General features: G+C 63.8%; 32 protein-coding genes. 23 read left to right on the top strand and 9 right to left on the bottom strand.

Features of this window, described 5'->3' with window-relative positions:
• Nucleotide 1 precedes the first annotated feature (1 nt).
• From U4Z64_RS32535 to U4Z64_RS32515, 5 genes are all read right to left on the bottom strand, one after another.
• Nucleotides 2-1033, bottom strand: coding sequence for an ABC transporter ATP-binding protein (locus U4Z64_RS32535; RefSeq protein ID WP_321822129.1), 1032 nt, complete (start codon nucleotides 1031-1033; stop codon nucleotides 2-4).
• Nucleotides 1034-1057: 24 nt separating this feature from the next.
• The gene (locus tag U4Z64_RS32530) at nucleotides 1058-1954 is read right to left on the bottom strand and encodes an ABC transporter permease (protein WP_321822128.1); all 897 of its coding nucleotides are present in this window, start codon (nucleotides 1952-1954) and stop codon (nucleotides 1058-1060) included.
• A 10-nt stretch (nucleotides 1955-1964) separates the two neighbouring features.
• Nucleotides 1965-2789 (bottom strand): ABC transporter permease, encoded by an 825-nt coding sequence (locus U4Z64_RS32525; RefSeq protein ID WP_044844947.1) that lies wholly within the window; start codon nucleotides 2787-2789, stop codon nucleotides 1965-1967.
• A 15-nt stretch (nucleotides 2790-2804) separates the two neighbouring features.
• The gene (locus U4Z64_RS32520) at nucleotides 2805-3833 is read right to left on the bottom strand and encodes an ABC transporter substrate-binding protein (protein WP_321822127.1); all 1029 of its coding nucleotides are present in this window, start codon (nucleotides 3831-3833) and stop codon (nucleotides 2805-2807) included.
• Between the two features lie 65 nt (nucleotides 3834-3898).
• Nucleotides 3899-4924 (bottom strand): substrate-binding domain-containing protein, encoded by a 1026-nt coding sequence (locus U4Z64_RS32515; protein WP_044844945.1) that lies wholly within the window; start codon nucleotides 4922-4924, stop codon nucleotides 3899-3901.
• Between the two features lie 835 nt (nucleotides 4925-5759).
• Here U4Z64_RS32515 and U4Z64_RS32510 point away from each other — a divergent pair.
• The 15 genes from U4Z64_RS32510 (at nucleotide 5760) to U4Z64_RS32440 (ending at nucleotide 13479) form a co-directional block, all read left to right on the top strand.
• Nucleotides 5760-6974 (top strand): tyrosine-type recombinase/integrase, encoded by a 1215-nt coding sequence (locus U4Z64_RS32510; RefSeq protein WP_321822126.1) that lies wholly within the window; start codon nucleotides 5760-5762, stop codon nucleotides 6972-6974.
• Between the two features lie 107 nt (nucleotides 6975-7081).
• Nucleotides 7082-7345 (top strand): hypothetical protein, encoded by a 264-nt coding sequence (locus U4Z64_RS32505; RefSeq protein WP_321822125.1) that lies wholly within the window; start codon nucleotides 7082-7084, stop codon nucleotides 7343-7345.
• Nucleotides 7338-7955: a hypothetical protein gene (locus tag U4Z64_RS32500; protein WP_321822124.1), complete on the top strand. Its 618-nt coding sequence runs from the start codon at nucleotides 7338-7340 to the stop codon at nucleotides 7953-7955. The genes U4Z64_RS32505 and U4Z64_RS32500 overlap by 8 nt, the downstream gene beginning before the upstream one ends.
• 184 nt (nucleotides 7956-8139) lie before the next feature.
• Nucleotides 8140-8400, top strand: a complete 261-nt coding sequence (locus U4Z64_RS32495; protein ID WP_321822123.1) for a pyocin activator PrtN family protein — start codon at nucleotides 8140-8142, stop codon at nucleotides 8398-8400.
• A complete protein-coding gene (locus U4Z64_RS32490) occupies nucleotides 8379-8621 on the top strand; it encodes a hypothetical protein (protein ID WP_321822122.1) in 243 nt (80 codons plus the stop codon). The genes U4Z64_RS32495 and U4Z64_RS32490 overlap by 22 nt, the downstream gene beginning before the upstream one ends.
• A gap of 287 nt (nucleotides 8622-8908) precedes the next feature.
• Nucleotides 8909-9118, top strand: coding sequence for a helix-turn-helix transcriptional regulator (locus U4Z64_RS32485; protein ID WP_321822121.1), 210 nt, complete (start codon nucleotides 8909-8911; stop codon nucleotides 9116-9118).
• A 10-nt stretch (nucleotides 9119-9128) separates the two neighbouring features.
• Complete coding sequence (locus tag U4Z64_RS32480) at nucleotides 9129-9467, top strand: hypothetical protein (RefSeq protein ID WP_321822120.1); 339 nt, start codon at nucleotides 9129-9131, stop codon at nucleotides 9465-9467.
• Nucleotides 9460-9762, top strand: a complete 303-nt coding sequence (locus U4Z64_RS32475) for a hypothetical protein (protein ID WP_321822119.1) — start codon at nucleotides 9460-9462, stop codon at nucleotides 9760-9762. Before U4Z64_RS32480 ends, U4Z64_RS32475 begins: the two co-directional genes overlap by 8 nt.
• On the top strand, nucleotides 9759-10529 hold the full coding sequence (locus tag U4Z64_RS32470; protein WP_321822118.1) for a YdaU family protein: 771 nt from the start codon (nucleotides 9759-9761) through the stop codon (nucleotides 10527-10529). The genes U4Z64_RS32475 and U4Z64_RS32470 overlap by 4 nt, the downstream gene beginning before the upstream one ends.
• The gene (locus U4Z64_RS32465; RefSeq protein ID WP_321822117.1) at nucleotides 10513-11292 is read left to right on the top strand and encodes an ATP-binding protein; all 780 of its coding nucleotides are present in this window, start codon (nucleotides 10513-10515) and stop codon (nucleotides 11290-11292) included. Before U4Z64_RS32470 ends, U4Z64_RS32465 begins: the two co-directional genes overlap by 17 nt.
• Nucleotides 11289-11513 (top strand): hypothetical protein, encoded by a 225-nt coding sequence (locus tag U4Z64_RS32460; protein WP_321822116.1) that lies wholly within the window; start codon nucleotides 11289-11291, stop codon nucleotides 11511-11513. The genes U4Z64_RS32465 and U4Z64_RS32460 overlap by 4 nt, the downstream gene beginning before the upstream one ends.
• Nucleotides 11506-11784 carry a hypothetical protein gene (locus U4Z64_RS32455; RefSeq protein ID WP_321822115.1) on the top strand — a complete coding sequence of 93 codons (279 nt, stop codon included), beginning with the start codon at nucleotides 11506-11508 and terminating at the stop codon, nucleotides 11782-11784. Before U4Z64_RS32460 ends, U4Z64_RS32455 begins: the two co-directional genes overlap by 8 nt.
• Nucleotides 11785-11803: 19 nt before the next feature.
• Complete coding sequence (locus U4Z64_RS32450; RefSeq protein WP_321822114.1) at nucleotides 11804-12439, top strand: hypothetical protein; 636 nt, start codon at nucleotides 11804-11806, stop codon at nucleotides 12437-12439.
• On the top strand, nucleotides 12439-13140 hold the full coding sequence (locus tag U4Z64_RS32445; protein WP_321822113.1) for a hypothetical protein: 702 nt from the start codon (nucleotides 12439-12441) through the stop codon (nucleotides 13138-13140). The genes U4Z64_RS32450 and U4Z64_RS32445 overlap by 1 nt, the downstream gene beginning before the upstream one ends.
• Nucleotides 13141-13191: 51 nt before the next feature.
• Nucleotides 13192-13479, top strand: a complete 288-nt coding sequence (locus tag U4Z64_RS32440) for a hypothetical protein (RefSeq protein ID WP_321822112.1) — start codon at nucleotides 13192-13194, stop codon at nucleotides 13477-13479.
• Between the two features lie 2 nt (nucleotides 13480-13481).
• On the opposite strand, the gene U4Z64_RS32435 is transcribed toward U4Z64_RS32440, so the two are convergent.
• Nucleotides 13482-13643, bottom strand: a complete 162-nt coding sequence (locus U4Z64_RS32435) for a hypothetical protein (RefSeq protein WP_321822111.1) — start codon at nucleotides 13641-13643, stop codon at nucleotides 13482-13484.
• Between U4Z64_RS32435 and U4Z64_RS32430 the strand changes: the two genes are divergently transcribed.
• Genes U4Z64_RS32430 through U4Z64_RS32410 form a run of 5 tightly spaced genes read left to right on the top strand, consistent with a single transcriptional unit; the run spans nucleotide 13636 to nucleotide 18071 of the window.
• A complete protein-coding gene (locus U4Z64_RS32430; RefSeq protein ID WP_321822110.1) occupies nucleotides 13636-13989 on the top strand; it encodes a hypothetical protein in 354 nt (117 codons plus the stop codon). The genes U4Z64_RS32435 and U4Z64_RS32430 overlap by 8 nt on opposite strands.
• Nucleotides 13986-14291, top strand: coding sequence for a hypothetical protein (locus U4Z64_RS32425; protein WP_321822109.1), 306 nt, complete (start codon nucleotides 13986-13988; stop codon nucleotides 14289-14291). Before U4Z64_RS32430 ends, U4Z64_RS32425 begins: the two co-directional genes overlap by 4 nt.
• A 39-nt stretch (nucleotides 14292-14330) precedes the next feature.
• Complete coding sequence (locus tag U4Z64_RS32420) at nucleotides 14331-14819, top strand: hypothetical protein (RefSeq protein WP_321822108.1); 489 nt, start codon at nucleotides 14331-14333, stop codon at nucleotides 14817-14819.
• Entirely contained in the window at nucleotides 14816-17755 is a 2940-nt protein-coding gene (locus U4Z64_RS32415) for a phage tail length tape measure family protein (protein ID WP_321822107.1), read from the top strand. Before U4Z64_RS32420 ends, U4Z64_RS32415 begins: the two co-directional genes overlap by 4 nt.
• A 25-nt stretch (nucleotides 17756-17780) precedes the next feature.
• Nucleotides 17781-18071 (top strand): hypothetical protein, encoded by a 291-nt coding sequence (locus U4Z64_RS32410; RefSeq protein ID WP_321822106.1) that lies wholly within the window; start codon nucleotides 17781-17783, stop codon nucleotides 18069-18071.
• A 25-nt stretch (nucleotides 18072-18096) separates the two neighbouring features.
• Here the strand turns inward: U4Z64_RS32410 and U4Z64_RS32405 are convergent, their stop codons facing one another.
• Complete coding sequence (locus tag U4Z64_RS32405; protein WP_321822105.1) at nucleotides 18097-18546, bottom strand: hypothetical protein; 450 nt, start codon at nucleotides 18544-18546, stop codon at nucleotides 18097-18099.
• 77 nt (nucleotides 18547-18623) lie between these two features.
• Between U4Z64_RS32405 and U4Z64_RS32400 the strand changes: the two genes are divergently transcribed.
• Both U4Z64_RS32400 and U4Z64_RS32395 read left to right on the top strand, forming a co-directional pair.
• The gene (locus U4Z64_RS32400) at nucleotides 18624-18758 is read left to right on the top strand and encodes a hypothetical protein (protein WP_269082634.1); all 135 of its coding nucleotides are present in this window, start codon (nucleotides 18624-18626) and stop codon (nucleotides 18756-18758) included.
• Nucleotides 18759-19349: 591 nt separating this feature from the next.
• A complete protein-coding gene (locus U4Z64_RS32395; protein ID WP_321822104.1) occupies nucleotides 19350-20360 on the top strand; it encodes a site-specific integrase in 1011 nt (336 codons plus the stop codon).
• Here the strand turns inward: U4Z64_RS32395 and U4Z64_RS32390 are convergent.
• Both U4Z64_RS32390 and U4Z64_RS32385 read right to left on the bottom strand, forming a co-directional pair.
• Nucleotides 20345-20764, bottom strand: coding sequence for a hypothetical protein (locus tag U4Z64_RS32390; protein WP_321822103.1), 420 nt, complete (start codon nucleotides 20762-20764; stop codon nucleotides 20345-20347). The two genes, U4Z64_RS32395 and U4Z64_RS32390, sit on opposite strands and share 16 nt — an antisense overlap.
• Nucleotides 20765-20941: 177 nt before the next feature.
• Nucleotides 20942-21211, bottom strand: a complete 270-nt coding sequence (locus tag U4Z64_RS32385; RefSeq protein WP_321822102.1) for a hypothetical protein — start codon at nucleotides 21209-21211, stop codon at nucleotides 20942-20944.
• Between the two features lie 627 nt (nucleotides 21212-21838).
• On the opposite strand from U4Z64_RS32385, the gene U4Z64_RS32380 reads away from it, so the two are divergent.
• Entirely contained in the window at nucleotides 21839-22582 is a 744-nt protein-coding gene (locus U4Z64_RS32380) for a hypothetical protein (RefSeq protein WP_321822101.1), read from the top strand.
• Nucleotides 22583-22853 lie beyond the last annotated feature (271 nt).

Raw genomic sequence — 22853 nt, 5'->3', positions numbered from 1 at the left:
GTTACGCGGCGAGTGCGATCAGGCCTTCCGGCGCGATCGTGACGCCGACCGCCGTGCCGCGCGCGAGCTCGATGCGGCCCGGCACGTCGATCACGAGCGCGTCGGGTGCCGCATGCTCGATCGTGAGCCGCGTGCGTTCGCCGAGGAACGCGCACGCGCCGATCGCGCCGCGCAGCGGCGCATGCGCGGGATCGGCGAGCTGCGCATCCTCCGGACGGAAGAACCACTCGTCGGCGGCGTGCGGCGTGACGATCGCGCCCCCCGTCGTCACGAGCGCGCCGTCCTGCCATTGTCCTGCAAGCCGGTTCAGCGTGCCGATGAACTGCGCGACCGTACGGTTCGCCGGGCGGTAGTAGATGTCGCGCGGCGTGCCGATTTGCTCGATGCGGCCCGCGCCCATCACGACGATCCGGTCGCCGAGCTCCATCGCCTCGGCCTGGTCGTGCGTGACGTAGACGGTCGTCACGCCGAGCTCGCGCAACAGTGCATTCATCTCGCGGCGCAGCACGTCGCGCAGCTTCGCGTCGAGCGCGGTCAGCGGCTCGTCGAGCAGCAGCACGCGAGGGCGCACCGCGAGCGCTCGCGCCAGCGCGACCCGCTGGCGCTGGCCGCCGGACAGCTGATCGACGGGTTTGTCCGCATGCGCGTCGAGCCGCATCATCGCGAGCAGCTCGTCGACGCGTTCGCGCAGCGCGCGCGGCTCGGTCTTGCGGATCTTCAGTCCGTAGCCGACGTTGCCGCGCACCGTGAGGTTCGGGAACAGCGCGTAGTTCTGGAACACCATGCCGACCTGGCGGCGCTCGATCGGCAGCGCGGTCACGTCGTCGCCGCCGAACCGGATCGTGCCGCCGGCATCCGGCGTGTCGAGGCCCGCGATCAGGCGCAGCGTCGTCGTCTTGCCGCAGCCCGACGGACCGAGCAGCACGAGCGTCTCGCCCGCGCCGATCGACAGGTCGAGCGGTTCGAGCACGCGCGTGCCGCGGAACGTCTTCGCGCAGCGGGTCAGGGTGATGGGGGTGGAATCGAGTTTCATGGGAAGGGTAAGGTCAGCGCAGGGTCAGCGCGGGCGACGCTTCAGCGCGCGCGTGCCGGACGGATCGACGCCGAGCCACTGCATCGCGACGAGCAGCGGCAGCGTCATCAGCAGGAACACGATCGTGTACGCGCTGCCGACTTCGAGGCGCAGCGACGCATAGGTATCGGCGAGCCCGACGGGCAGCGTCTTCGTGTCGGGCGTGTGCAGCATCCAGGTCAGGTTGAATTCGCCGATCGACAGCGTGAGCACCGCGAGCGCGCCCGCGACGATGCCGGGGCGCAGGTTCGGCAGCACGATCGTGACGAAGCGCGTGGCGAACGACGCGCCGAGGCTCGCCGCGCCTTCCTCGAGCGTGCGCAGGTCGGCGCCGGCGGCGACCGCCGCGACCGCGCGCACCATGAACGGCAGCGTGAACACGACGTGGCCGACGACGATGAACCACAGGCTCATCCGGAACGCGGTGAAGCCGCCGTACACGACCAGCAGCGCGAGCGCCGACGCGAGGCCCGGCAGCGCGACCGGCAGCACGAGCGCTTCCTCGATCACGCGGGCGACGCGGCTCTTGCTGCGCGCGAGCGCATAGCCGGCCGGCACGCCGACGGCGAGCACGATCGCGAGCGTCGCGAACGCGACGCCGAGCGACAGCGCGACCGAGCCCTGGTACTGCTGCCACACCTGTTCGAGCCAGCGCAGCGTGAGGCCGCTCGACAGCCCGCGGAAATAGTTGACGGTGAGGCCCGCGAGCACCGACATCACGACGGGCACGATCAGGAACGCGCACAGCAGCAGCGTGACGCCCCATTGCAGCGCGGCGATCGCGCGCGCGCCCGACACGCGCGGCGCGGGTCGGGCGGTGCCGTTCGCGTGCGACGGAGCGGGCGCCGGCGACGGCGCGGACGAACCGGAAAGCGATTGCATGAAGGAATCCTCAGGCCGCGGCGGCGGCGGTGTGGCCGGTGAACCGGCGCGCGAGCGCGAGCACGGCCCACGTGACGATGCCGAGCACGATCGACAGGCCGGCGGCCGTCGCGATGTTCGCGTTCAGCGTGAACTCGGTGTAGATCGTCATCGGCAGCACGTTCAGGTCGGTGGCGAGCGTGAAGGCGGTGCCGAACGCGCCCATCGCGGTCGCGAAGCAGATCGCGCCGGCCGCGACCAGGCCCGGCGCGAGCGCCGGCAGCACGATGTCGACGAAGATGCGCCACGGCGACGCGCCGAGCGAGCGCGCGGCTTCCTCGAGCGACGCGTCGAGCTTCGACGCGGCCGCGATCACGGTGACGATCACGCGCGGGATCGAGAAGTACAGGTAGCCGACGAACAGCCCGGCAACCGAATACGCGAACACCCACTTGTCGCCGGTCAGCTTCGCGGACAGCATGCCGATCAGCCCTTGCCGGCCGGCGAGCATGATCACCATGAAGCCGACCACGACGCCCGGGAACGCGAGCGGAAAGGTGAGCAGCGCGAGCAGCACGCGCTTGCCGGCGAATTCGCGGCGCGCGAGCAGCAGGCCCGAGATCGTCGACAGCGCCAGCGTCGCGAGCGTGACGCCGGCCGACAACGCAATCGTTTCGCCGAGGCTCGTCATGTAACGCGCGTTGCCGAGCAGCGCCGCGTATTGCGTGAAGAACGCGCCGTCGGCGGACACCCGCACGAGCGCCGCCATCGGCAGCAGCCAGAACGCGGCGAACACCGCGAGCGCCGGCGCGACGAGGGCGACGCGCCAGCGCAGCGGGAAAGTCAGGTCGAGCATGGCGTGGTCCGGCGCTTACTGCATCACTTGCAGGTATTGCTGGCCGAACGCCTGCTGGCCGGCCGCCATCTTGCCGAAGTCGACCGATTTTGCCCGGGCGTATTCACTCGCCGGCAGGAACTTCGCGGCGACGTCGGCGCCGAGCGTCTGCGCGCGCACCGGACGCAGGTACGCATTGGCCCACAGCTTCTGGCCTTCGTCGGACAGCACGAAGTCGAGCACCTTCCTGCCGTTCGCGTCGTGCGGCGCACCCTTCACGAGGCTCATCACGTACGGCACCGCGATCGTGCCTTCCTTCGGAATCACGAACTCGACGTTCGCGTGATCCTTGTACTTCGCGCGATACGCGTCGAAGTCGTAGTCGAGCAGGATCGGAATCTCGCCGGACAGCACGCGCGCATACGCGGTCTGCTTCGGCACGATCGGCGCGTTCGCCTTCAGCTTGCGGAACCAGTCGAGCCCCGGCTTGAAGTCGTCGAGGCTGCCGCCGAGCGCCTGGTTGACGGCCACGGCGCCTGCATAGCCGACGAACGCGCTCGACGGATCGAGGTAGCCGACCATGCCCTTGTATTCCGGCTTCAGCAGGTCGGCCCACGAGCGCGGGACCGGCTTGCCGTCGAGCGCGTCCTTGTTCACGAAGAAGCCGAGCGTGCCCGAGTGGATCGCGAACCAGTAGCCCTGCGGGTCCTTCAGGTTCGCGGGGATGTCGTTCCAGTGCGCGGGCTTGTACGGCGCGATCACGCCCTTGTCCTTCGCCTGGAACGCCGACGACACGCCGAGATAGACGACGTCGGCGACCGGGCTCTTCTGCTCGGCGATCAGCTGCGCGATCGCCTGGCCCGAGTTCTTGTTGTCGAACGGCACGCGGATGCCGGTCTTCTCCTTGATCGCCGCGATCTGCGCGGCCCAGTCGGCCCATTCGGGCGGGCAGTTGTAGCAGATCGCGGATTCGTCGGCATGGGCCGCGGGTGCGAACGCGACGAGCGCGGCGCAGGCGACGGGGGCTGCGAGCACGCGCAGCAGCGAGGTCAGGCGAAAGGACACGGTGGATCTCCGGGCGGGGTCGGGGTAGCTTGCGCGCGCCGCGCACGATGGCGCGGCGCGCGTGTTCAGGCTTGGTGCAACTGCAGGTCGGCGGCCGGCGGCGCGACCGTCGCGCCGTCGCGTACCGTATGCGGCAGGATCAGCGACGTGCGCTCGATCGTCGCGCCGCCGATGCATTCGACGAGGCGCTGCCATGCATGGCGGCCGATGTCCTGGTTCGGCGTCGCGACGCTCGCGAGCGGCGGCGCGAGCAGCTCGCCGATCGCGATGCCGTCGAAGCCGAGCACCGACAGGTCGTCGGGAATCGAGAAGCCCGCGCGGCGCAGGCCGCGCATCACGACCATCGCGAGCAGGTCGTTGCTGCAGAAGAGGGCGGTCGGGCGCGTGGCTCGCGCGGTGAGGTGCGCGAGCACCGCGTCGGGCAGCTCGGCCGCGTTGAAGTCGACCTCGACCGGCGGCAGCGTCGCGACGCCGGCCTCCTCGAGCGCCTGCGCGTAGCCGAGATGGCGCTGGCGAGCGCGATCCGACGCGGCGAGCGAACCGGCCAGCATCAGCACGCGGCGATGACCGCGTGCCGTCAGCATGCGCACGCCGTCATAGGCGGCGCTGCGGTTGTCGACCGACACCGACGGGCGGCGTTGCGTGTCGTTGTGCATCAGCACGTAGTGCGGGCCGTCGCGGTCGAGCATGTCGAGCAGCGGATGCGTGTCCGCATCGGCGACGGTCAGGATCAGCCCCTCGACGCGCTGCTCGCGCAGCGTCTCAATCGCGTGGCGCTCGCGCGCCGCGTCGTATTCGGTCGTCATCAGGATCAGCTTGAAGCCGGCCGCGGTCGCGAGTTCGTCGATGCCCTGCAGGCAGTCGGCGAATACCGGGTTCGACAGCGTCGGCAGGACGACGCCGACGAGCCGCGTGCGCTCGCCGCGCAACTGCCGGCCGAGCGGGCTCGGGCGGAACTGCAGCGTGTCGATGGCGGTGCGGATGGTCGCCAGCGTGGCGGGGCTGACGGTATGCGGCGCGTTGATCGCACGCGAGACGGTGGCGATCGAGAAGCCGGCGAGCGCGGCGACGTCCTTGATGGTCGGGGGCATGAAGTTACGCGATGTAAACGTTTTCGACGGGAGAATTATCGAAAGCGTTTGTGACTTCGCGATGACTCACGAGACGTCTGTTTCGTAAAAGATGCGATACAAACATCAGACGGTTGGCGCCCGGCGAGCGGGGCGGATTCGATTGTATCGGCGGATGCTGCGGCGCGGGAGGAAATCGGCGACGGTGTCGCGCCGACGTCGATTGCGGCGCTCGAGTTCGGGTGTGGACAGGGCAGGCCGACATGCTGCATCGCGATGCAATGCACGCGAATCAGCTAATGCATGTGCAAGCAATGGTAGAATCGCGTCCGCCCTTTTGCCGGGGTGATGAAATTGGTAAACATAGCGGACTTAAACGATTGAGTGCCCGGCCGGAAACGACCGGTGCAGAACCCTTCAAATTCGGTGAAACCCCTGACGCGCGCCTGCGTCGAGGCAACGCCGAGCCAAGCCTCGCGGTACGACTGCGGCGAGGAAGGTGTAGAGACTAGACGGGGGGCGCCTAAGGCGCACGGGCGGTAATACCGCCCGCGCGCGACGGCGAAGGCATAGTCCAGCGCACGAACGGCGTCGTTTCGACGACGCCGGCTTTGAAAGAAGCAGTGTGACGAAAATCCGCCGCCTTAACTGGCTTGCCGGTTCGAGTCCGGTCCCCGGCACCATAGAATTGTCTCGCTGAATCTCATGTAGTCTCAGAACCCCGCTCAGAACCTTGTCCTGGCGGGGTTTTTTGTTCCATAGAGCCTCTTTGACGCTCGTTGCATCTCATCTAAGAGTTGGTATATTGGTTGGTACGGAAGGTCAATTTGTTGGTATCTACGGACATTGACGAGCCATGCCACTCACCGATTCAGCTGCGAAGAATGCTAAACCGGCGGATAAGCCCTACAAGCTGACCGATGGCGGCGGGATGTACTTGCTGGTGCAGCCCAACGGCGCCAAATACTGGCGCATGGCTTACCGCTTGCACGGCAAACAGAAGCTGCTGGCGATCGGTGTATATCCCGCGGTAGGGCTGGCGACAGCCCGCGAACGCCGGGACGAGGCGCGGAAGAAACTCGCGGCCGGCGTCGATCCAAGCGTGGCGAAGCGCGTCGAGAAGCGGACGGCTCGCCTAGCTGCCAGCAATACCTTTGAGGCAGTGGCTCACGGGTGGATGAACGAGCGCAAAACTGTCGTCGAGATCGGGCAGTACGAAAAGACGCTGGCTCGCTTTGAGAGCGATGTGTTTCCGTGGCTCGGCAGGCGTCCGATAACTGAAGTCGACGCCCCCGAGATTCTCGCGGTGCTGAAGCGGATCGACAGCCGCGGCGCCAGATACACGGCGCATCGAGTGCGGAGCGAAATCAGCCGCGTGTTTCGGTATGGCATCAAGGAAGGCTACTGCAAGACTGATCCAGCACGAGACCTGGTTGATGCGATTCCGCCCGCCCAGACTACGCATTTCGCCTCGATCACCGATCCAGCGAAGGTCGCAGAGATGCTGCGTTCTTTCGATGGCTTCTCCGGCACCTTTCCCGTCCTCAGTGCGCTGAAGCTCGCTCCGCTGCTATTCGTGCGTCCCGGCGAACTGCGACACGCGCAATGGGTGCAATTCGACCTTGATAAGGGCGAATGGCGCTACCTCGTGACGAAGACGAAGACCGAGCACCTGGTGCCGCTCTCGCTCCAAGCGATCGCAATCCTCCGCGAGCTACACGCGCTCACCGGTGCCGGGCGCTACGTGTTCCCCGGTGCGCGGGATCGCAAGCGGCCGATGAGCGAGGCGGCAATCAACGCGGCGCTGCGGCGCCTTGGCTACGACACCCGTACGGAGATCACCGGCCACGGGTTCCGCGCGATGGCGCGAACGATCTTGCACGAGGAGCTTGAGCAGAAGCCTGAAGTGATTGAGCACCAGCTCGCGCACACGGTTCCGGACAACCTCGGCTCGGCCTACAACCGGACGAAGTTCATCAAGAAGCGCCGCGAGATGATGCAGAAGTGGGCCGATTATCTCGACCGATTGAAGGCCGGCGCAGAGGTGATTCCGATAGGCGCAGCCAGATAGATGAATCGTTATACCGTTGCCTGACGGCATCAGGCAAAAGCGGCGGTCCGCGCGCTGCAACGCGCGGATCACCTGACCAAAACGTGACCTGTACGGAGGCTCACATCATGGCTATTTCCAATTTTACTATCTCCCCGGTCGAGGGGTTGCCGAAGCGTGCCGGCGATGAGCTGCGCGCTGCTTCAGACGCGCTACTTCGCGCCAATGCGCAGCTCGTCGTCGTCAAGAAGGCTATCGAGGCCGGCGACTTGGACGGCTTCTGCGCCTTTTCGCTCGTTGAAACCGCGCTTGAGCTGACCGGCACTTACGCGGAGCGGGCCGAAAACGAGGCCGACTTTTTCACGGCAAGGGCGGAGGTGTGCCATGGCTAACGCCGCCAATCGCGCCGCGCCTGTCGCCGCAGAAATCCTCCTCGTCGTGCACGTCTCGCGCGCGGCCTACGAGCTGATCGAAGCGTCCGGCGACCGGCGCTTTACGGAGTTGCCCGCGGTGCTCGGCATGAAGCGACCCGGCGCCGATCTCACGATGACGGCGGCGCGAGCGGAAGAGCTCAAGGTGTGGGCGCAAGAAACGCGATGCGTCGTCGGAACCACGCAGCGCCGTTCGCTCAGTGCTGCGATCAATTCGATCGAGGACGCGATTCGCACTCATCGGGCTCACGAATGTGTTGCCGATCCAGGCAAAGCAGCGATTCAGGCAGCTCGCACGGGGGAAAGTGCGCATCTGTCGATCGGCGCGATCGTGGTGGACAGCGACGGCGACCTGCTGCAGGTACTAGCCGGCCCGGACTTCTATCGAATCGACGATGAAAACGGCAGACACATCGATCGGCACGGCCGCTACGACTGGCGCTACGGATACAGCGTCGCCCTGTGCGAGGACGGCGGCCTCCTCGCGAGGAAGAAGTACTTCTACCGGCCGCATGAGCTGTTCTCGAAGGATGACGGCCGCCCGACGCATCTGAAGCTTGTGCGCGGGTGACGGAGCTGCGCAGGCATCACCATCGGGATAGCCTGCTGCCGCTCGGGAATTTCAGAACCCTATGGCCCCCTCGTTTTTAGGGGAGAAGGGGCGGCGCTGCTCGGCGGGCGGGTGCCGGCCGACGTGCTGCCGCGCCACGCGTTCGTGACCGGCAGCGCGCGGCAGTGGAAAAGGAGCTCTCACAATGAAAACGTCCTTCCTGTTGCTCGCGCAGTATGACGGTCAGGCGGTCGTGCCGATCGCCGACGTGTGCCGCGACTACTTCGCGCCGCTCACCGTCGCGACGCTCCTGCGAAAGATCGGTGCCGGCGAAATCCGCCTGCCGATCGTCCGGATGGAGAAGTCGCAGAAGGGTTTCAAGGGCGTCCACGTGGAGGATCTGGCCGCATACATCGACGAGCGCCGCGCTGCCGCCGTGAAGGAGTGCCGGCAGCTCTGCGACTGACATCGTTTCCGCCTCGACTGTCCGCCGGGCAAGCAGTCCCGGCGACCGTCACTCTCGCGCCGCAAGAAGCGGGGAATATCGTCGAGCAGCAGATGCAGCCGGATATGGCAGATGAGGGGACCGGCGTCGGAAAAAAGAAGAAGGTTTCCAGTGATCTGATGATGCGCTGCTATCGCGAATATAAGGGAGACATGCTCGCGTTGCTCCATAACGACGAGTAAGGCGGTGTATCAGTTAAAGGGATGCTCGGACATCCACAATATCGTTTGATCTTTTGCCTTGGAGTGAGGCGAGAAGGAAAATTCTCCAGCGTCGCCCAGCGGGGAGCGAATTTTTCTACAGCGGCCGCAGTCGTTACTGCGGCCGCTCCGCACGCCTTCGCTAGACGCGAACTGAAAACAACCCCCGTCTCCTTCATCACAAGCGTGACGATTTAAGAGCATTCAAAATCAATGGCATCTGAGACGCCAATGCGTCTCAGGGATTCCCAAACACTCGGAGTTTCCAGATGCCAGCCACAGACGTCGCAATGGTCGTTCGTCCCGCAAAAGCTGCCGAGCTCCTCGGCATCGGCGTTTCCACTCTCTGGAGATACGCGAAGGAAGTCGAAGATTTTCCGAAGCCGGTGCGGATCAATTCGCGCGTGTCCGTGTTTGTTCGTGAAGAGCTCGACAACTGGGTCACGAACCGCATCGCCTCCGCTCGAAAAGCGTCGTGAGAGGTGCGCGATGCCAGACAAAAAAAATGGCGCATTGCCGGAGCACTGCGCCTCAACGATTAGCAACACGAAGAATACCGAAAGCACGTCGCCGACGCAACGCGGTGACGTCCAGCCGACGTTTGAACGCCGAATCTTCACGCGCCGATCGGAGCGAGTTCTCGACGTTCGAACCCATATTTTTCGCGGCCGCGCGCAATTGGTGCTGCAGTTGCTGTGGATCGACGCGGACGGTACGGCGCGCCCAGCTGGTTCTCAGATGTGGCTTCCCATGGACCGCTTGGAGGAATTGATCTCGGTGCTCAAGGAGGCACGCGACCAGGCTACGGCGGAGGGCAACCATGCGTGACCTCTGCAAGCGAATCGCCTCATTCCCGCTGACTCGAATGGAGCGCTTGTCGATATCCATCGGCGCGTTCGGCAACTGGCGCTATGCGTATTTGATGCTCGCGCGAGTGACTGTCGACGAAAAGCTTATGCCGTTGGGTCGCCGCGTTCATATCCCCGCCGAAAGCCTCGATCGGCTGATAGCCGCGCTTTGCGAGGCGCGTGACAAGCTCGCGTCCGATCCCGACACGTGGAACGCTGCGAAGGCGGCTGCGGAGGATAGCCGGCTGCCACGCGACGCGGAAGGTGACGCATGAACTTCTGGAGTCGGCACATCGGTGACCTCATCCGCGATACCGTGAGCCTGACGATGCTCGAGGACGGCGCCTACAACCGGCTGCTCGATCAGTACTACCAGACCGAGCGGCCGCTTCCTCTCGACAAGAAGCTGGTCTATCGGCTCGCGCGCGCGACGAGCGCCGCTGAGCGCCGGGCCGTCGACTTCGTGCTCGAGACGTTCTTCCACGCGCGTGACGACGGGTATCACCAGAAGCGATGCGATATCGAAATTGCCGCGTATCAGCAGAAGCAACGCAAGGCCCAAGCATCTGCCAATGCACGATGGAACAAGTCCGAAGGCGATGCGAACGCACATGCGAACGCATCCGCAACGCAGGATGCTCCGGATATGCGAACGCATTGCGAAGGCAATGCTAACCATAAGCCAGAAGCCAATATCCAGATAAGACCTTCCGTTCCTGACGGAACGGACGCTGATGCGTCGCCACCCGGGATGTCGGCGAAGGAAGCGATCTTCCATGTCGCAGTGCCGTGGTTGACGACTCGCGGCGTTGCGGACAAGAGCGCGCGCTCGTTGCTCGGCGGTGCCATCAAGCAATTGGGGGAGGAAGGTGCGTGGATGCTCGCGCAAGACTGCATCCGCGAAGGCCCGCTTGAGCCGGCGGCCTGGATTGCAAGCTCAATCAACGCTCGAATGCCGGGCGCCAAGGGCAGGCGGAGCCGTCATAACGGCTTGGACCAAATCGACTACCGCGAAGGAATTGCGCATGACGGAAGCTTTTGAAACCAAGATCGCGACGCGTGCTTCGGAGTGCGAGACGCACGGCGGTTACGACGAGAGGGGAACGGTCATGCCGTTCGGTCATCGTCGCACGCACTGGCATGGGTGCCCGCAGTGTGCCGAAATTCGTCAGGCCGAAGCGGAGGCTCGCAAGTTCGAGGAACTGAATCGCCTGCAACAGCGCCTTCGCGAGCGTCGACTGAGTGCGTCCGGGATTCCGCTGCGGTTTCGCGATCGCACGTTCGACAATTTCGTTGGCGACACCGATGCGAAGCGCGGTGCGCTGACGATCGCCACCGACTTCGCTGTCAACTTCGCCGCGCATTGCGAGCGGGGAACGACGGTCATCTTTTCTGGCTCACCGGGAACTGGAAAGACCCACTTGGCGATCGCGGCTGCGATGGTCGTTATGCAGTCGGGAACGGCTTTGTACACCAACGCGCTGGATCTGGTCCGGATGATCCGGGACACGTGGCGGCGAGATTCTGAGGCGACGGAAAGCGCGGTATTGCAAGACCTGTCTTCCGTCGATTTGCTGGTGATCGACGAGATTGGCGTGCAGTACGGCACCGAAGGTGAACAGGTGATCCTGTTCGACATCTTGAACCGCCGATACCGCGACCTGATGCCGACGATCCTGCTCACAAATCTCGGCGTCAAAGGGATGAAGGAGTTCCTGGGCGATCGCAGCTTTGACCGCCTGCGTGAAGGCGGCATATGGGTCGCGTTCGACTGGGAGTCGTACCGCGGACGGAGGCCGGAATGAACATCATCAGGTTAAACGGTGGCCAGCGCGCCGCGCTTAGCGGCACGGAGATCGACGGGCGTGTCTTCGTCCAGCTCGACATCGTGCACACGCTGCCGGACGGTGAGGAATCGCTCACGCGGATGCTGATCTCCGCTGAACGTGCCGGCGTTCTCGCCGAAGCGCTGCTCGCCGCGCGCGACGACGTCGAGCCGGCCCGACTGGAGCGCAGCAATGGCTGACCGCCGACAACTCGAAGCCGAGCTCGCGAAGCTCGACACGCGCCTGGCAGACGAGCGCCAGGCGGTCTCGGTAGTCCGGCGCCAGCTCGACAGCCGTCCGCTGATCCCGGCGCCGTCGGTCGGTGCCGCGTGGCATCCGGAGGCGCACGCCGTCGCCGAGCTGCGCGCCGTGCTGGCGGCACGCCGTAGCACGGTGAGCCGGCTGGAGGTGCAGCGCGCCGCCGTCGCCGCAAGGCTCGAGCAAGCGAAACGACTTCAACCTGCGTCGTGAGACGCGCAAGGAGAACAGCATGGCAGTGGATCCCAAGACACTCGAAGCCTGCGGTGCATGGCTGAAAAAGGCGAACGCGCGGGACAAGGCGCGCTTTGCCGCCAAGCAGGCGGCAGTGAAACCGGAGGGAGCGACGAGCTTGGCCAAAGCATTGGACACGTCGCGGCGGCGCGCCGGCGGCGTGGCCGCGGCGGACGTCTCGAAGCAAACCGGCACGGCGCGCTTCGTCAACTTGATCAACGCCGTCACGAAGGCGCATGACGACGCTGACCGCGCTGCAGCCGAGCGCGCCGCGCTGCGCATGCAGAAGGGCCCGGCGCCGAACAGCGGCGCGAATTCCGCCGCGGCGAATCCGCGCCCGGCCCAAGTCGACGGGAGTGGCCGCACGACCAACGCCCCGAAGGCCGGCAACGGTGGTGTCGCATCGCCGTCCGCGCCGACATCGCACGTGGGGCCATTCAATGGCTCGAACAGTGCTGCCGCCAACCAGCGTGCCGACCAAGTAGCGGCCAACGGCCGCGTTTCCGGTGGTCTCGAGGATCCGCAGATCGGGGCCGGCCGCGTCACGCCGCTCACGGTCGCCTCGACGGCGGATGGCGGCCCCGCGGCGATCTTCGATTTCTTCAACCGGCGCAAGCGCAACGGGGGCAACTGATGAAGCGCGAGATCCTGAAGTTCAAGAAGGCGATCGACGCGAAGCGTGCCGAATTTGACGCGGTTCGGAGCGAACAAGAGCGTGCGCGGCAAACCGCCGAGTCTGCGGTAGAGGACACCGGCGCGATCGCTGAGCTGCAGCGCAAGCGCTCCGAGGTGCTTGGGAAGGCGTATCTCGCCGGCGAGACGGCCGATACCGAGCAGATCGATCGCGAGATCGAGAAGCTCGAGGCGCAGCTGCGCGAAGCCCGGAAGACCGCCGAGGGCGCCGCGGCGGCCGTCGGGCTGCTCCAGGACAAGGCGAACGGCTTGCTCCGGGAGGAAAGCGTTCTTCGGCAGCGGCAGGCTGCGCTGGCGCGCGACCTGATCCAGAAGCGATACGACGAGACGAAGGTGCGCTACGTCGAGAAAGTCTACGGGCTGATCAGCGAGCTCCAGACGCTCTACGCGCTCGAACGCGGTCTCGAATATTTCCGCGGGCCGAACGAGCCGAAGCCACCGTTGAAGCTCACGGAGCAGTTGCTCATCGCGCTGCGGGCGCGTGGGTTGTGTCTTCCGCCGGGTATCGAGCCGAACAGGTATCCGGACACTGCTTGGGATGTCCACCTTCCCTACGTGCTCGACCACGATCACCACGGTGAATTTGCCGAGAAGGAGGTTGAGGCGCTGTCGCAGGAACTGCGCGGGTACGGGTTCGAGTAATTGGCCGCCGCCCGATATGGGCGGCTTTCCACCACGTTTGAGGTCTCGAAAATGACGTTACGCGCACCAGCAGGGACACGAAAAACGCGCCAACCCGTTGATTCTCCGTCGGAAAGTGGCGAACCCCGGGGGCGTAAGCGCAAGGTTCGGCTCGCCAATGCAAAGGATGTGCGGCGCGAATTGGCGCACGTGTATCGAGCACTCGCGAACAAGGAAGAAGATCTCGTCACGGCAAAGACGAAGGCATACATCCTCGGCCAGATGCGGGACGCGATTGCTGCCGACGAGCTCGAAGAACGCCTCGAACTGCAGGAAGGTTTGCAAAAGGGTTCCTCATGAAGCTAAAGGCGCTCCGACGGCGGGTCGACCGTCTGCTCTCCCAGACTACGATGGCCGCTGCTAACAGGGATGTACTGCTTGATCTCGACGCGCAAATCGAATGTGAAATACAGCGGTTCATCGAGATGCAGGTTGCGCTTGGTTTCGACGAGGTCGATGCGCAAAGGCAACTCGACGAGTTGGCTGAAAGCGTGCGGAGGAAGACGAATGCCTAATCTCCGTAGTCTCAGAAGACGCCTCGATCGGCTCCTGCAGGCACGCGAGGCCGCGCACAAGCCGCAGATAGATATCGCGACACTGAGCGGTGCGGATATCGAGATCCGAATGCAGGAGATCTTTCACCATGCCGCGATGCGCGGCGTCACCGGGACGATCGATGAACTGGCCGTGCGATCGGCGATCGGCGAGCACTACGACGTCAACGAGCTCTCGGACGGCGACCGCGCGTGCCGCGTCGCCGCGCTGCTGGTCCGCGCGAAGCAGCGCAAGGTCGCCGCGGAGGTCGATTGAAGCTCGGTGCGGAGGTGCTCATCGCCGGCCCGAATGGGCGCGTCGACCGGTTCGTCGAGGAACGGCTCCAGCAGATCGACGTCACGCTTTCGCCGCTGGAGCGCCGTGCCGCGCTGAAGTTCGCCCCGTACTTTCGCTGGGCGACGGACGACGAGCTGCGCGAACTGCTTCGGATCCTGAAGCGTCAGGCAGCACACCGCGCGACGCCGGGTGATATGACGCGCGCCGCTGCGCTCTGCGATCAGATCGCCGGCCGACTCGTCGCGAACAACGCGATCGGGACCGTGCTCGATGCGAACTGACGCCTACCCTCCAACCTACCCGCAATCCAGGGAGCAAGAATGGAACTGAGCACAAAAATCAAGAACGCGTCCGTCGTCCAGCGTCGCGTCGGAAAACTCGTGCCGAACGTACGGAGCGCACTCGTGCAGCGCGTGCAGCGACTGGCCATCGCGCTGCAAGGACGCGTCGTCGCCGACAAGCTGAGCGGCCAGGTGTTGAACGTGCGCACGGGGCGCCTGCGCCGGTCGATCAATCAGGCCGTCACGACGACGGACACGACGATCACGGGCGTGGTCAGCACGCCGGTCGAGTACGCGCCGCCGCACGAATACGGCTTTCTCGGCGTCGTGACGGTGAAAGAGCACCTGCGGCAGGTCACGCAGGCGTTCGGCAAGCCGCTGACGACGCCGGTCACCGCGACGGTGCGAGAGCACCCGATGCATATGCATTTCCCGCCGACGTCATTTTTGAGGTCGGCGCTCAAGGAGATGCACGACGAGATCCTCGAAGAAATCCAGCAAGCTGTCTCGGAGGGCGTGAACAAATGAGCGACGACAACCGTGTGGATGTATCGATCAACGTCAGCAGCGATGGTGCGGAACAAGGCGCATCGAAGGCCGCAGATTCTCTCAGCCGCGCGATCGGCATGATTCAGCGCGACTTGCGCGAGTTGGTGAGCCAGTCGCGAGCATCGACCGCGGCCCTCACCGCAGGATTCGCCGGCATGAGCGGCGCGGCGCAGGGGATGGCAAGTCGCATGACTAGTTCGGTGCAAACGGTCTCAACTGCGATGGCGGCACAAGGTAGTGCGGCCACTGCCGTGTCTCGCGCAGTGCAACAAGCGAACGCTGCCGAAGAGGAATCGCACCGACGGCTAGGCCACACCTCGGTGGCGGCGCGGCGCGAGTTGCTTGTGCTGGGTCACGAACTCGCGATGGGCAACTACAAGCGCTTCGTCGGCTCGCTGATGGTGCTTGGCGAGCAGATGGACTGGATGGGCAAGATCATGAGCCCGGCCGGGATGGGCATCGGGCTGGTCGCGGCCGAGATCGCTGCGCTTGCGGCTGCGGCCATCCATGGCGCTGTACAGATGAACCAGTTCAGGGAGAGCCTCGTGCTGACCGGCAATTACGCCGGCTTGACCGCCGGCAGGTTCATCGAAATGGGCAATGCCATCCAGCAGTCCACGGGTTCGAGCATCGGCTCCGCGCGCGATGCGCTCGCTGCGGTTGCAGCATCGGGCCGTTTTACCGGCGCAGCTCTTCAGCCGGTCGCCGAGGCCGTTGCGAGCATTGGCAAATATTCGAAGGCCGCTGCGGACGAAGTGGTGAAGGCGTTCGAAAGGATGGACGATGGCGTCTACAAATTCGCCGTGGAGTACAACAAGTCGTACCACTTTGCGACGAACGCTCAGCTCGAGCACATTCGAGCTCTCGAAGAGCAAGGTCAGAAAGAGCGTGCCGAAGTAGAGGTGGCTGAGCTCGTTCGGCAAAAGCAGGAACAAATCGCGGTGCAAGTCGGGCAACTTCCCGGCATCCTGCATGACGTCGCGAATGCGTGGCACCACTTCTGGGACGAAGCCGCAGGTCTCGGTCGAGGCGTGACGGTCGAGGATCGCATCGCGAATCTCAAGCAGCAGATCGGATCCGCGAAGCCGTTCTACGATCTGATGCCCCAGGGTGAGGCCGCAGATAAGCTCGAGCTTCGGCGCCTGCAGCAGCAACGTGATCGGGCCGAGGGCGCGGCCGGCAATGTCGCAGCGTCCGAAGGTATCCAGCGCCGCGGTACCGACGCGATGATCGCACTGCGCTCAGAATGGAAAGGCCTCGGCGGCGACGTGAAGCTGGCGAACGACGAGATCGCGCGTTTCCGGCGGACGATCGATGACGCTAAAGCGGCGGCCAAGGATTCGGGCTCACCGATCCCCGAAGACATCAAAGCGATGATCGCGCGTCAGCCTCAGATAGAGGCAGAAATCCGGAAGCGCTACGACAGCCACGATTTCAAGAAGGCCGCCGGCGGCATCACTGCGATGCACGACTACTCGTATGAGAACGCGCAGACTCAGGCGCGGCTCAACGCACTGCGGGAGGACTTGAAGGCCGAACAGGCCGAACTCGACCGCGCGTACAAGCAACAGCAGATTTCGCTGCAGGGCTACTACCAGCAGCGCCTAGCGATTACGTTGCGCGGCATGGATGCCGAGCGCGACGCGCTGAAGCGGCAACTCGACCAGACGAAGGCGCTGGAGGCGCGTGCGGCCACGCCGGCTGAGCGCCTGTCTATGCGCACGAAGGAGGTCGAGATCGAAGGACGACTGACCGTGATGGAGCGGCAGCGCACGGCGGCCGTCACGCAGTCGTCGCAAGAGATGCAGGCAGCGATCGCGGCTGAGACGAAGGGCCTCGAAGACCTCGCCGCGAAGCGTGCGAATGCCGGATTCTCGCAGGCGCAACAGCGCGCGCTGATGGTGGCGGAAGAAGAGGTCAAGCAGGGGCGGATGACGCAGGCGCAATTGATCGAGCTACAGCGCCAGTTCGAACAGAAGAAGACGGAAATCGCGATCCAGGCGATCCAGCACCGGCTCGACACCGAGAAGTCGCTGACGAAGGTGCAGCAGCAGGAGCTGCGCGATCAGCAGCTTCAGCTGGCTCAGGATGGCCAGACGAAGCAGCTGCAGTTGGCGATCGCGGCGAACGATGCGCAGATGCAGTCGGCTCGGCAGGCTGCCACCAGTATCGAGGAAGGGTTCTCGCGCACGTTCGCCAGCATCATCGACGGCACGGCGCGCGGCAAGCAGGCATTCGCCAACCTCTTCGCGAGCATCAATCAGGAGCTGACGCAGTTGGTCACGAAGAGCCTGTTCGACAAGATCTCGAAGATCGAATTCGGTGGTGGCTTCTCGGCGGATTCGCTGCTGCGAAGCGGCACGTCGAAGCTGCTCGGCGGCGATGCGTCCGGGGCGGCCGCGACAACGGCACACACGACGGCCGTGACGGCTGACACGACGGGCATAGCAGCGATGACGGCAGCGGTCACTGAAGCAACGGCGGCGCTCGCGGCATTCACCGCGGCCGCGATCACCTCGAGTGTCTCCGGAGCAGGCAGTTCGCTGTCGGGACTGCTGGGAGGCCTCGGCCAGGGGGACATGGCGGGCGCCTTCGGATTTACCGCCACGGGCGTCACTGGCTCGGCCGGCGCGGTCGCGTCTGGCGCGATGAGTTCTGGCGGTGGCGGCATGTCCGCTCTCATGGGGCTGGCCTCGTACGACGTTGGCACCCCCTTCGTGCCGAACGACATGATCGCGCAGATCCACCAGGGCGAGGCGATCATCCCGGCGCACCTGAACTCGCCGTACAACCCGGGCAACGTCAACGTCTCGAACCAGTTCGTGCTGCCTGGCGGAACTGACCTGCGCACGCAAAGCCAGATCGCGGCGATGGCCGGCGCGTCAATCTCGCAGGCTATGCGGAGGAACGGCTGATATGGGGCGCCCTCGTAGAACGCGTATGCCGCGCGGCGCGCCGGCGCCGCAGCTTGTCGCGGGCATCGTCTTCGCCGCAGCGATGGAATGGGGCAACGTCGAGACAGTGGGCGTTGCGTTTGAGCATCGCGGTCGCACATGGGCGGTTCATCGCCCAGTGGGCAGATGCGGCGGTTTCTGCGTGTCCGACGTGCTGACCGGTCGGCGCATTCCTGGCGTCGAATGCGCGACTGTCGAAGTCGCCGGGGCGACGGCGATAGCCGAGATCGACAGCATCGACGCGCTGCGATGGGTAAAGGCGCTCGGTGCCGTCTAGGCGGTACGCGTTGCCACAGGTCGCGTCAGCTCCAATTTGGCTGCGGGCGCCCCTGCTCGATGTCGTAGATGTTTTCGAGTGCAATGGCCTCGGCAGCGCGAAATATCGGGCACTGCTGCGAGTTGAGTTCGCCGAGGAGGTGCCGACGCAGCCCGGCAGGCACTGCGAATCCCCTGACGTCGCGCGCGCCTTGCGCACCCTGTCGGCAGAGCGGGCATAGAGCGCGCGGCCAGCGCGGGTCGCCCATTTCCGCGCCGGGCCGAACCTGGGCGGTCTCCATCACTGCCGTCAAGGCCGCACGCCGCCAGGTCTCCAGCTGGACGTCGTCGCGGACGCCCAGATACCCACTCAGCAGGTCCTGCGGGTCCATGAGGTCAATGAGGCTCTCGCGCGTGACGAACAACGTGTCCCTGAGCCGCCGATTCTCGTTCTTGAGCCTATCGAGTTCCGACGGCTGCCGGTAGACGGGCAGCACGGGAGCTTTTCGTTTGGATGGCATTTCGATGTCCTCGAAGAGCGGCGGCTTAGGGCGGATACTTGACAGCCGCCCCGATGGTGCCAGTATGCAGCGTGCAAGGGCAACTCGACGCGGCGCGCCTCACGCTGAGCGACGGCGAACTCGCGCGCGTGCTCGAGAAGATGCGCACGGCCGGCGCGCGCATCGACCTCTTCGAGCGCTTCGAGTGACGATTGAGGCCCGGGAATGAAGGTGTGCATCGACTGTCGACTGCAGGATCGAAGTGCCGCGCAACGGGCTCCTCATCCCGCGCTGCATGCGGCTACCCCTGTCGATGACTTGGAGTGTGCTCATACCGAGCTTTGTGCTCCCGGATGGGGCACGTATCGTTGTGGCGTCTGCGGATCGTTTTTCATGCGACAGAGCCCAGACGGAGATGATTGCCCTCAATGGGAGCTGTTTCGGAGAATTTGATCGTTTCACGCAGGCGAGCGTGCTAGAGCGCCTTCGTTGTGGCTGGCAACGAAGAAGCGCGAGGACGGCGCAACGAATTGTTGGTACTTCCGTTGGTATCTTCCGCACGGCAATCCACTGGTTCGTTGCCTGGCAATGAATAGGCGGATTTTTTTCATTCCGGTCCCCGCACCACATCTCTCTGTAGTCTGGCATATCCTGTCCCAAGCAAACCCAAGCCAGACAAGGGTTTGCGTGCTATCCTCTCTCTGCTTTGACGTAGTCGGGAGGTAGCCTAATCAAGCCTTCTTTGCACCCGACTGCACCTGATATGCACCAGGATTTGCACCGGGAGAAGGCGGGGCGGCATGTGGCGGGCGCAGGTGCGTCGGAAGGGTGTGAGCCTCTCGGAGACGTTCAAGAGCAAGGCCGACGCCGTGCAGTGGGCGACCCAGAAAGAGCACGAGATCAATCTCGGCAAGGTCACGGCCGGCAGCTCGCGGACTGTCGCCGACGCCATGCGGGAGTACGAGAAGCGCGTCAGCCCGACAAAGCGCGCTGCGCGCTGGGAGGCGATTCGGTTCGCGGCCTTCATTCGCGACTTTCCGGACATCGCGAACATGTCGCTGACAGAAGTCGACGCCGCAGTGATGGGGCGGTGGCGTGACGCCCGGCTGGCTGGTGATCTCGAGAACGGTCGGGCCGCTGTCGGTACCGCGACCGTGCTACGCGAGATCAACCTGTACTCACACGTGTTCACGACAGCACGCGACGAATGGAAGTGGGTCACCGAGAGTCCGTTCAAGGGCATGCGCAGGCCGAGCGAGCCACAGCTGCGCAAGTGTCGGATTGCTGACGAGGAAGTCGAGCGGCTGACGCAGCGGCTCGGCTACTTCGAAGACCAGGTGCCGACGACGAAGTCGGCGCGGATCGGCGCAATGCTGGTGTGGGCGATCGAGACGGCCATGCGCGCCGGCGAGATCGTCGGGCTGACCTGGGAGCATGTCGACCTCGAGAAGCGCTTCGCGCATCTACCGCGCACGAAGACGGAGGTCGCGCGTGACGTACCGCTGTCTCCACGTGCGCTCGCAATGCTCGAGCAAATGAAACCGCTGAAGGATGAGTTCGAGGGGAGTGTATTCGGCGTTGATAGCACTGCGCTAGACGCGCTATTTCGCAAGGCCAAGAAGGCTGCACTTATCGAAGATCTGCACTTTCATGACTCGCGTCGCGAGGCGCTCACTCGTCTCTCGAAGATCTTCGATGTGATGGAGCTGGCGAAAATCAGCGGCCACAGGGATCTGCGCATCTTGCAGGACGTCTACTACGCTCCGCACGCTACCGATCTCGCCGACAAGCTCCATCAGGCCTCGACGTAGGATTCCGCCCACTCGATCACGTCCTTCGATCGCCAGAGCGGCCGCGCGCGCTCGGTCGCGCTCTTGCCGGAAGGGATGCGAATCGGGCGAGGGAAGCCACTCAGCGTGATGATCCATTGCCGCGTGTGCTGCTCACTGCGATGCAGGTACTCGGCGACCTCGGCGAGATGCCAGAGTGCGTTGGGCGAAACTTTCGCTGCTATCTGGCCGGCGAGCGTCTCGAGCTCCTCTGCCGGCTTAAATCTCGTTTTTTCAAGCGCGTCAATGAGTCGGTCGATCCGGGAGATGAGGAGCGCCAAACTGTATGATTCGTCGGTCGGCCCTGATGCGCCTTGCTTGGGCGGCCGGCCGAACTTGTCCCAGTCAGGGAGCTGGATTTCCGTGTCGTCGATGGTGCTCGCCATGCCTTGCTTCCTCGATATCTGCCGTTGCCCGGCGGATTGTATGGCGACGCGAAAATCTATGCAATCGTTTGATTTTAAAGGATATTTTCAACAGATCGGAAGTCTGTTGGTGGACGCCCGGCAGGTTTATTCTCGGGCGCAATTCGGGCGCGAGACGCATCCCGCGCCGTCAGTGGCTTAGTGAGTCGCGGGCGGCTCGATTCCCGTTTGCCGGATACCGTCAACTTGAATGAGTTCGGCCCACTGCTCCGCATCGAGCTCCTCGGCAGTTGCGTCCAAATCGTTGCGATCCGCGTAGGGGACCACCGTCACAAAAAATTGTGGCTCGTCGCCTTCTTCGAGTTCGACCTCCGGGTCTGTTGCTTCGTCATACACCTCCTCGACAAAGATCTTTCCGCCCTTGTCGTTCTCCCATACGGAGTATTGCTGCGGACATTCAACGGCCATAGTTCGATCCTCCAGGATGTGGTTGGAAAAACTTCCGCTGCGCCGTCGTTGCCTTCTGGCGTGCGCGCATGATCGTGTGTCGGGTCGTATTGTAGTCGCGGGTGTCGGCCTCATGCTGTCACGGACCGGAGATAGGTGTCAGCATTTTTCGCCGACGGCGCTTCCGTACTCGATCGGCCGATCGGTGGTGGGCCCGCGTAGCCGGCAGGCATGTGCATACGCAGCGCCGAGCCCGTCCTGCGCCCTGACTGCTGGTGCCACGACGGCGCCGTTATGCTGGGCGTCGGTTTGCGGCATGTCGCCAACACATTTAGGATCTGATTGCTGTTGCTGCCGCGCGTGACAGGTAGGCAGCTCTGGCGTTGTCAAACGACCGTTTGTGCAATCTGACTTGGGCGGCGAGCGGCTGGTCAGCGTCTCTATAGACCCGAACACTCAAAAGGACTCGTCTAGAATCACACGAGCGTTGCCATCGACTTTTGCCCCATTTCCCCAATGTACCTAGGGGAGGCAGTGACTAACCGATAGGTGGTCGGCATCGACGCGTCTGAAATACCGGTTGATACACGGCGGATCGTATGCTCTGGAGCGCTATTGCGCCCCGCATAATTTTCGAGGTAGTTCCATATGTCAAAACACATTGATGTTGAAGCTGCATTTGCTGGTTTTGTTCGAGAACATGGCGGGGAAGTGATTGAGGATATTGTCGGAAAGTCGCCGGATTTTCGTAACGCAGACTACTTGTTCCGCTCAAAAGGGGTTGTGGCCGAACTAAAACGATTGGTCGAGAACAAGTCAGAAGACGTGAACATTCAATCAAAGATTCAGGAGAAATTTGACCGTTGGATGAAAGATGGCACTATTGGGCCGATCTACGGACGCGTGAGGATCGAGTCAAAGACGCTGCCGGAGCGCTGCCAGCGCGAACTGATAGAGGTCTACCTGCCGCCCATTCAGCGACGCATTATCAAGGCAAATAAGCAAATCAAGGCTACGTTGAACCACTTCGGCATCGGCGATGGTGCCGGCTTGTTGCTCCTCGTCAATGACGGAAACTATGCGCTAGAGGCGGATGCGGTGTTCTATCTGCTCAACCGAATCCTTGGTTCGAGCTTCCGACAGATTAATTCGATTGTCTATTGCACGGTCAATATGTTTGCCTCGTCGCCTGTCACTGAGAAGCCAACCCTCATTTGGGCGCATGTCACGCGTGACGGGATTCCAAGCATACATAGTGAGTTCGTCGCGGGATTGTTCCGCGGGTGGAGTTCATACCTCGCGAAGGTAAAAGGCGAACCGATCGAGGCAATATATCTGGACAACCCGTCAATCGTCCCGCATATCCGTTACTCAAGAGGGGATCACCAATGACTCGGCGCCTCAAGATCTCCGACGAGCGACACACCGCGCGATTGCATGAGGGACTGGCGGCGCCGGCCGCATAACGCTCGACGTTGACAGTAGGGAAGGGCGCGACAGGCCGCTTTCGAGCGGCTTTTTCTTTGCCTGCGCTTTCGTTCAGAGAAGCCCAAAGACGGCCAACACGGGCCAAAGTCGTGACGCAAGAATGGGTCATCCAACAACGTGACCTGCCCCCGGTTTTAGTCCGAACTGCAGTTAGAGTCCGAGGTTAAAAACTGCT

The sequence above is a fragment of the Burkholderia sp. BCC1996 genome (assembly GCF_905339955.1).
In the GTDB taxonomy this organism is placed as follows: domain Bacteria; phylum Pseudomonadota; class Gammaproteobacteria; order Burkholderiales; family Burkholderiaceae; genus Burkholderia.
The sequence above is the reverse complement of the archived record's forward strand: the minus strand, read 5'-3'. Positions and strand labels throughout refer to the sequence as shown.

Coding starts and splice junctions, on each gene's coding strand:
- U4Z64_RS32535 (WP_321822129.1), bottom strand. CDS start 1,033: ATGAAACTCGATTCCACCCCCATCACCCTGACCCGCTGCGCGAAGACG.
- U4Z64_RS32530 (WP_321822128.1), bottom strand. CDS start 1,954: ATGCAATCGCTTTCCGGTTCGTCCGCGCCGTCGCCGGCGCCCGCTCCG.
- U4Z64_RS32525 (WP_044844947.1), bottom strand. CDS start 2,789: ATGCTCGACCTGACTTTCCCGCTGCGCTGGCGCGTCGCCCTCGTCGCG.
- U4Z64_RS32515 (WP_044844945.1), bottom strand. CDS start 4,924: ATGCCCCCGACCATCAAGGACGTCGCCGCGCTCGCCGGCTTCTCGATC.
- U4Z64_RS32510 (WP_321822126.1), top strand. CDS start 5,760: ATGCCACTCACCGATTCAGCTGCGAAGAATGCTAAACCGGCGGATAAG.
- U4Z64_RS32505 (WP_321822125.1), top strand. CDS start 7,082: ATGGCTATTTCCAATTTTACTATCTCCCCGGTCGAGGGGTTGCCGAAG.
- U4Z64_RS32500 (WP_321822124.1), top strand. CDS start 7,338: ATGGCTAACGCCGCCAATCGCGCCGCGCCTGTCGCCGCAGAAATCCTC.
- U4Z64_RS32495 (WP_321822123.1), top strand. CDS start 8,140: ATGAAAACGTCCTTCCTGTTGCTCGCGCAGTATGACGGTCAGGCGGTC.
- U4Z64_RS32485 (WP_321822121.1), top strand. CDS start 8,909: ATGCCAGCCACAGACGTCGCAATGGTCGTTCGTCCCGCAAAAGCTGCC.
- U4Z64_RS32480 (WP_321822120.1), top strand. CDS start 9,129: ATGCCAGACAAAAAAAATGGCGCATTGCCGGAGCACTGCGCCTCAACG.
- U4Z64_RS32475 (WP_321822119.1), top strand. CDS start 9,460: ATGCGTGACCTCTGCAAGCGAATCGCCTCATTCCCGCTGACTCGAATG.
- U4Z64_RS32470 (WP_321822118.1), top strand. CDS start 9,759: ATGAACTTCTGGAGTCGGCACATCGGTGACCTCATCCGCGATACCGTG.
- U4Z64_RS32465 (WP_321822117.1), top strand. CDS start 10,513: ATGACGGAAGCTTTTGAAACCAAGATCGCGACGCGTGCTTCGGAGTGC.
- U4Z64_RS32460 (WP_321822116.1), top strand. CDS start 11,289: ATGAACATCATCAGGTTAAACGGTGGCCAGCGCGCCGCGCTTAGCGGC.
- U4Z64_RS32455 (WP_321822115.1), top strand. CDS start 11,506: ATGGCTGACCGCCGACAACTCGAAGCCGAGCTCGCGAAGCTCGACACG.
- U4Z64_RS32450 (WP_321822114.1), top strand. CDS start 11,804: ATGGCAGTGGATCCCAAGACACTCGAAGCCTGCGGTGCATGGCTGAAA.
- U4Z64_RS32445 (WP_321822113.1), top strand. CDS start 12,439: ATGAAGCGCGAGATCCTGAAGTTCAAGAAGGCGATCGACGCGAAGCGT.
- U4Z64_RS32440 (WP_321822112.1), top strand. CDS start 13,192: ATGACGTTACGCGCACCAGCAGGGACACGAAAAACGCGCCAACCCGTT.
- U4Z64_RS32430 (WP_321822110.1), top strand. CDS start 13,636: ATGCGCAAAGGCAACTCGACGAGTTGGCTGAAAGCGTGCGGAGGAAGA.
- U4Z64_RS32420 (WP_321822108.1), top strand. CDS start 14,331: ATGGAACTGAGCACAAAAATCAAGAACGCGTCCGTCGTCCAGCGTCGC.
- U4Z64_RS32415 (WP_321822107.1), top strand. CDS start 14,816: ATGAGCGACGACAACCGTGTGGATGTATCGATCAACGTCAGCAGCGAT.
- U4Z64_RS32410 (WP_321822106.1), top strand. CDS start 17,781: ATGCCGCGCGGCGCGCCGGCGCCGCAGCTTGTCGCGGGCATCGTCTTC.
- U4Z64_RS32400 (WP_269082634.1), top strand. CDS start 18,624: ATGGTGCCAGTATGCAGCGTGCAAGGGCAACTCGACGCGGCGCGCCTC.
- U4Z64_RS32395 (WP_321822104.1), top strand. CDS start 19,350: ATGTGGCGGGCGCAGGTGCGTCGGAAGGGTGTGAGCCTCTCGGAGACG.
- U4Z64_RS32390 (WP_321822103.1), bottom strand. CDS start 20,764: ATGGCGAGCACCATCGACGACACGGAAATCCAGCTCCCTGACTGGGAC.
- U4Z64_RS32385 (WP_321822102.1), bottom strand. CDS start 21,211: ATGGCCGTTGAATGTCCGCAGCAATACTCCGTATGGGAGAACGACAAG.
- U4Z64_RS32380 (WP_321822101.1), top strand. CDS start 21,839: ATGTCAAAACACATTGATGTTGAAGCTGCATTTGCTGGTTTTGTTCGA.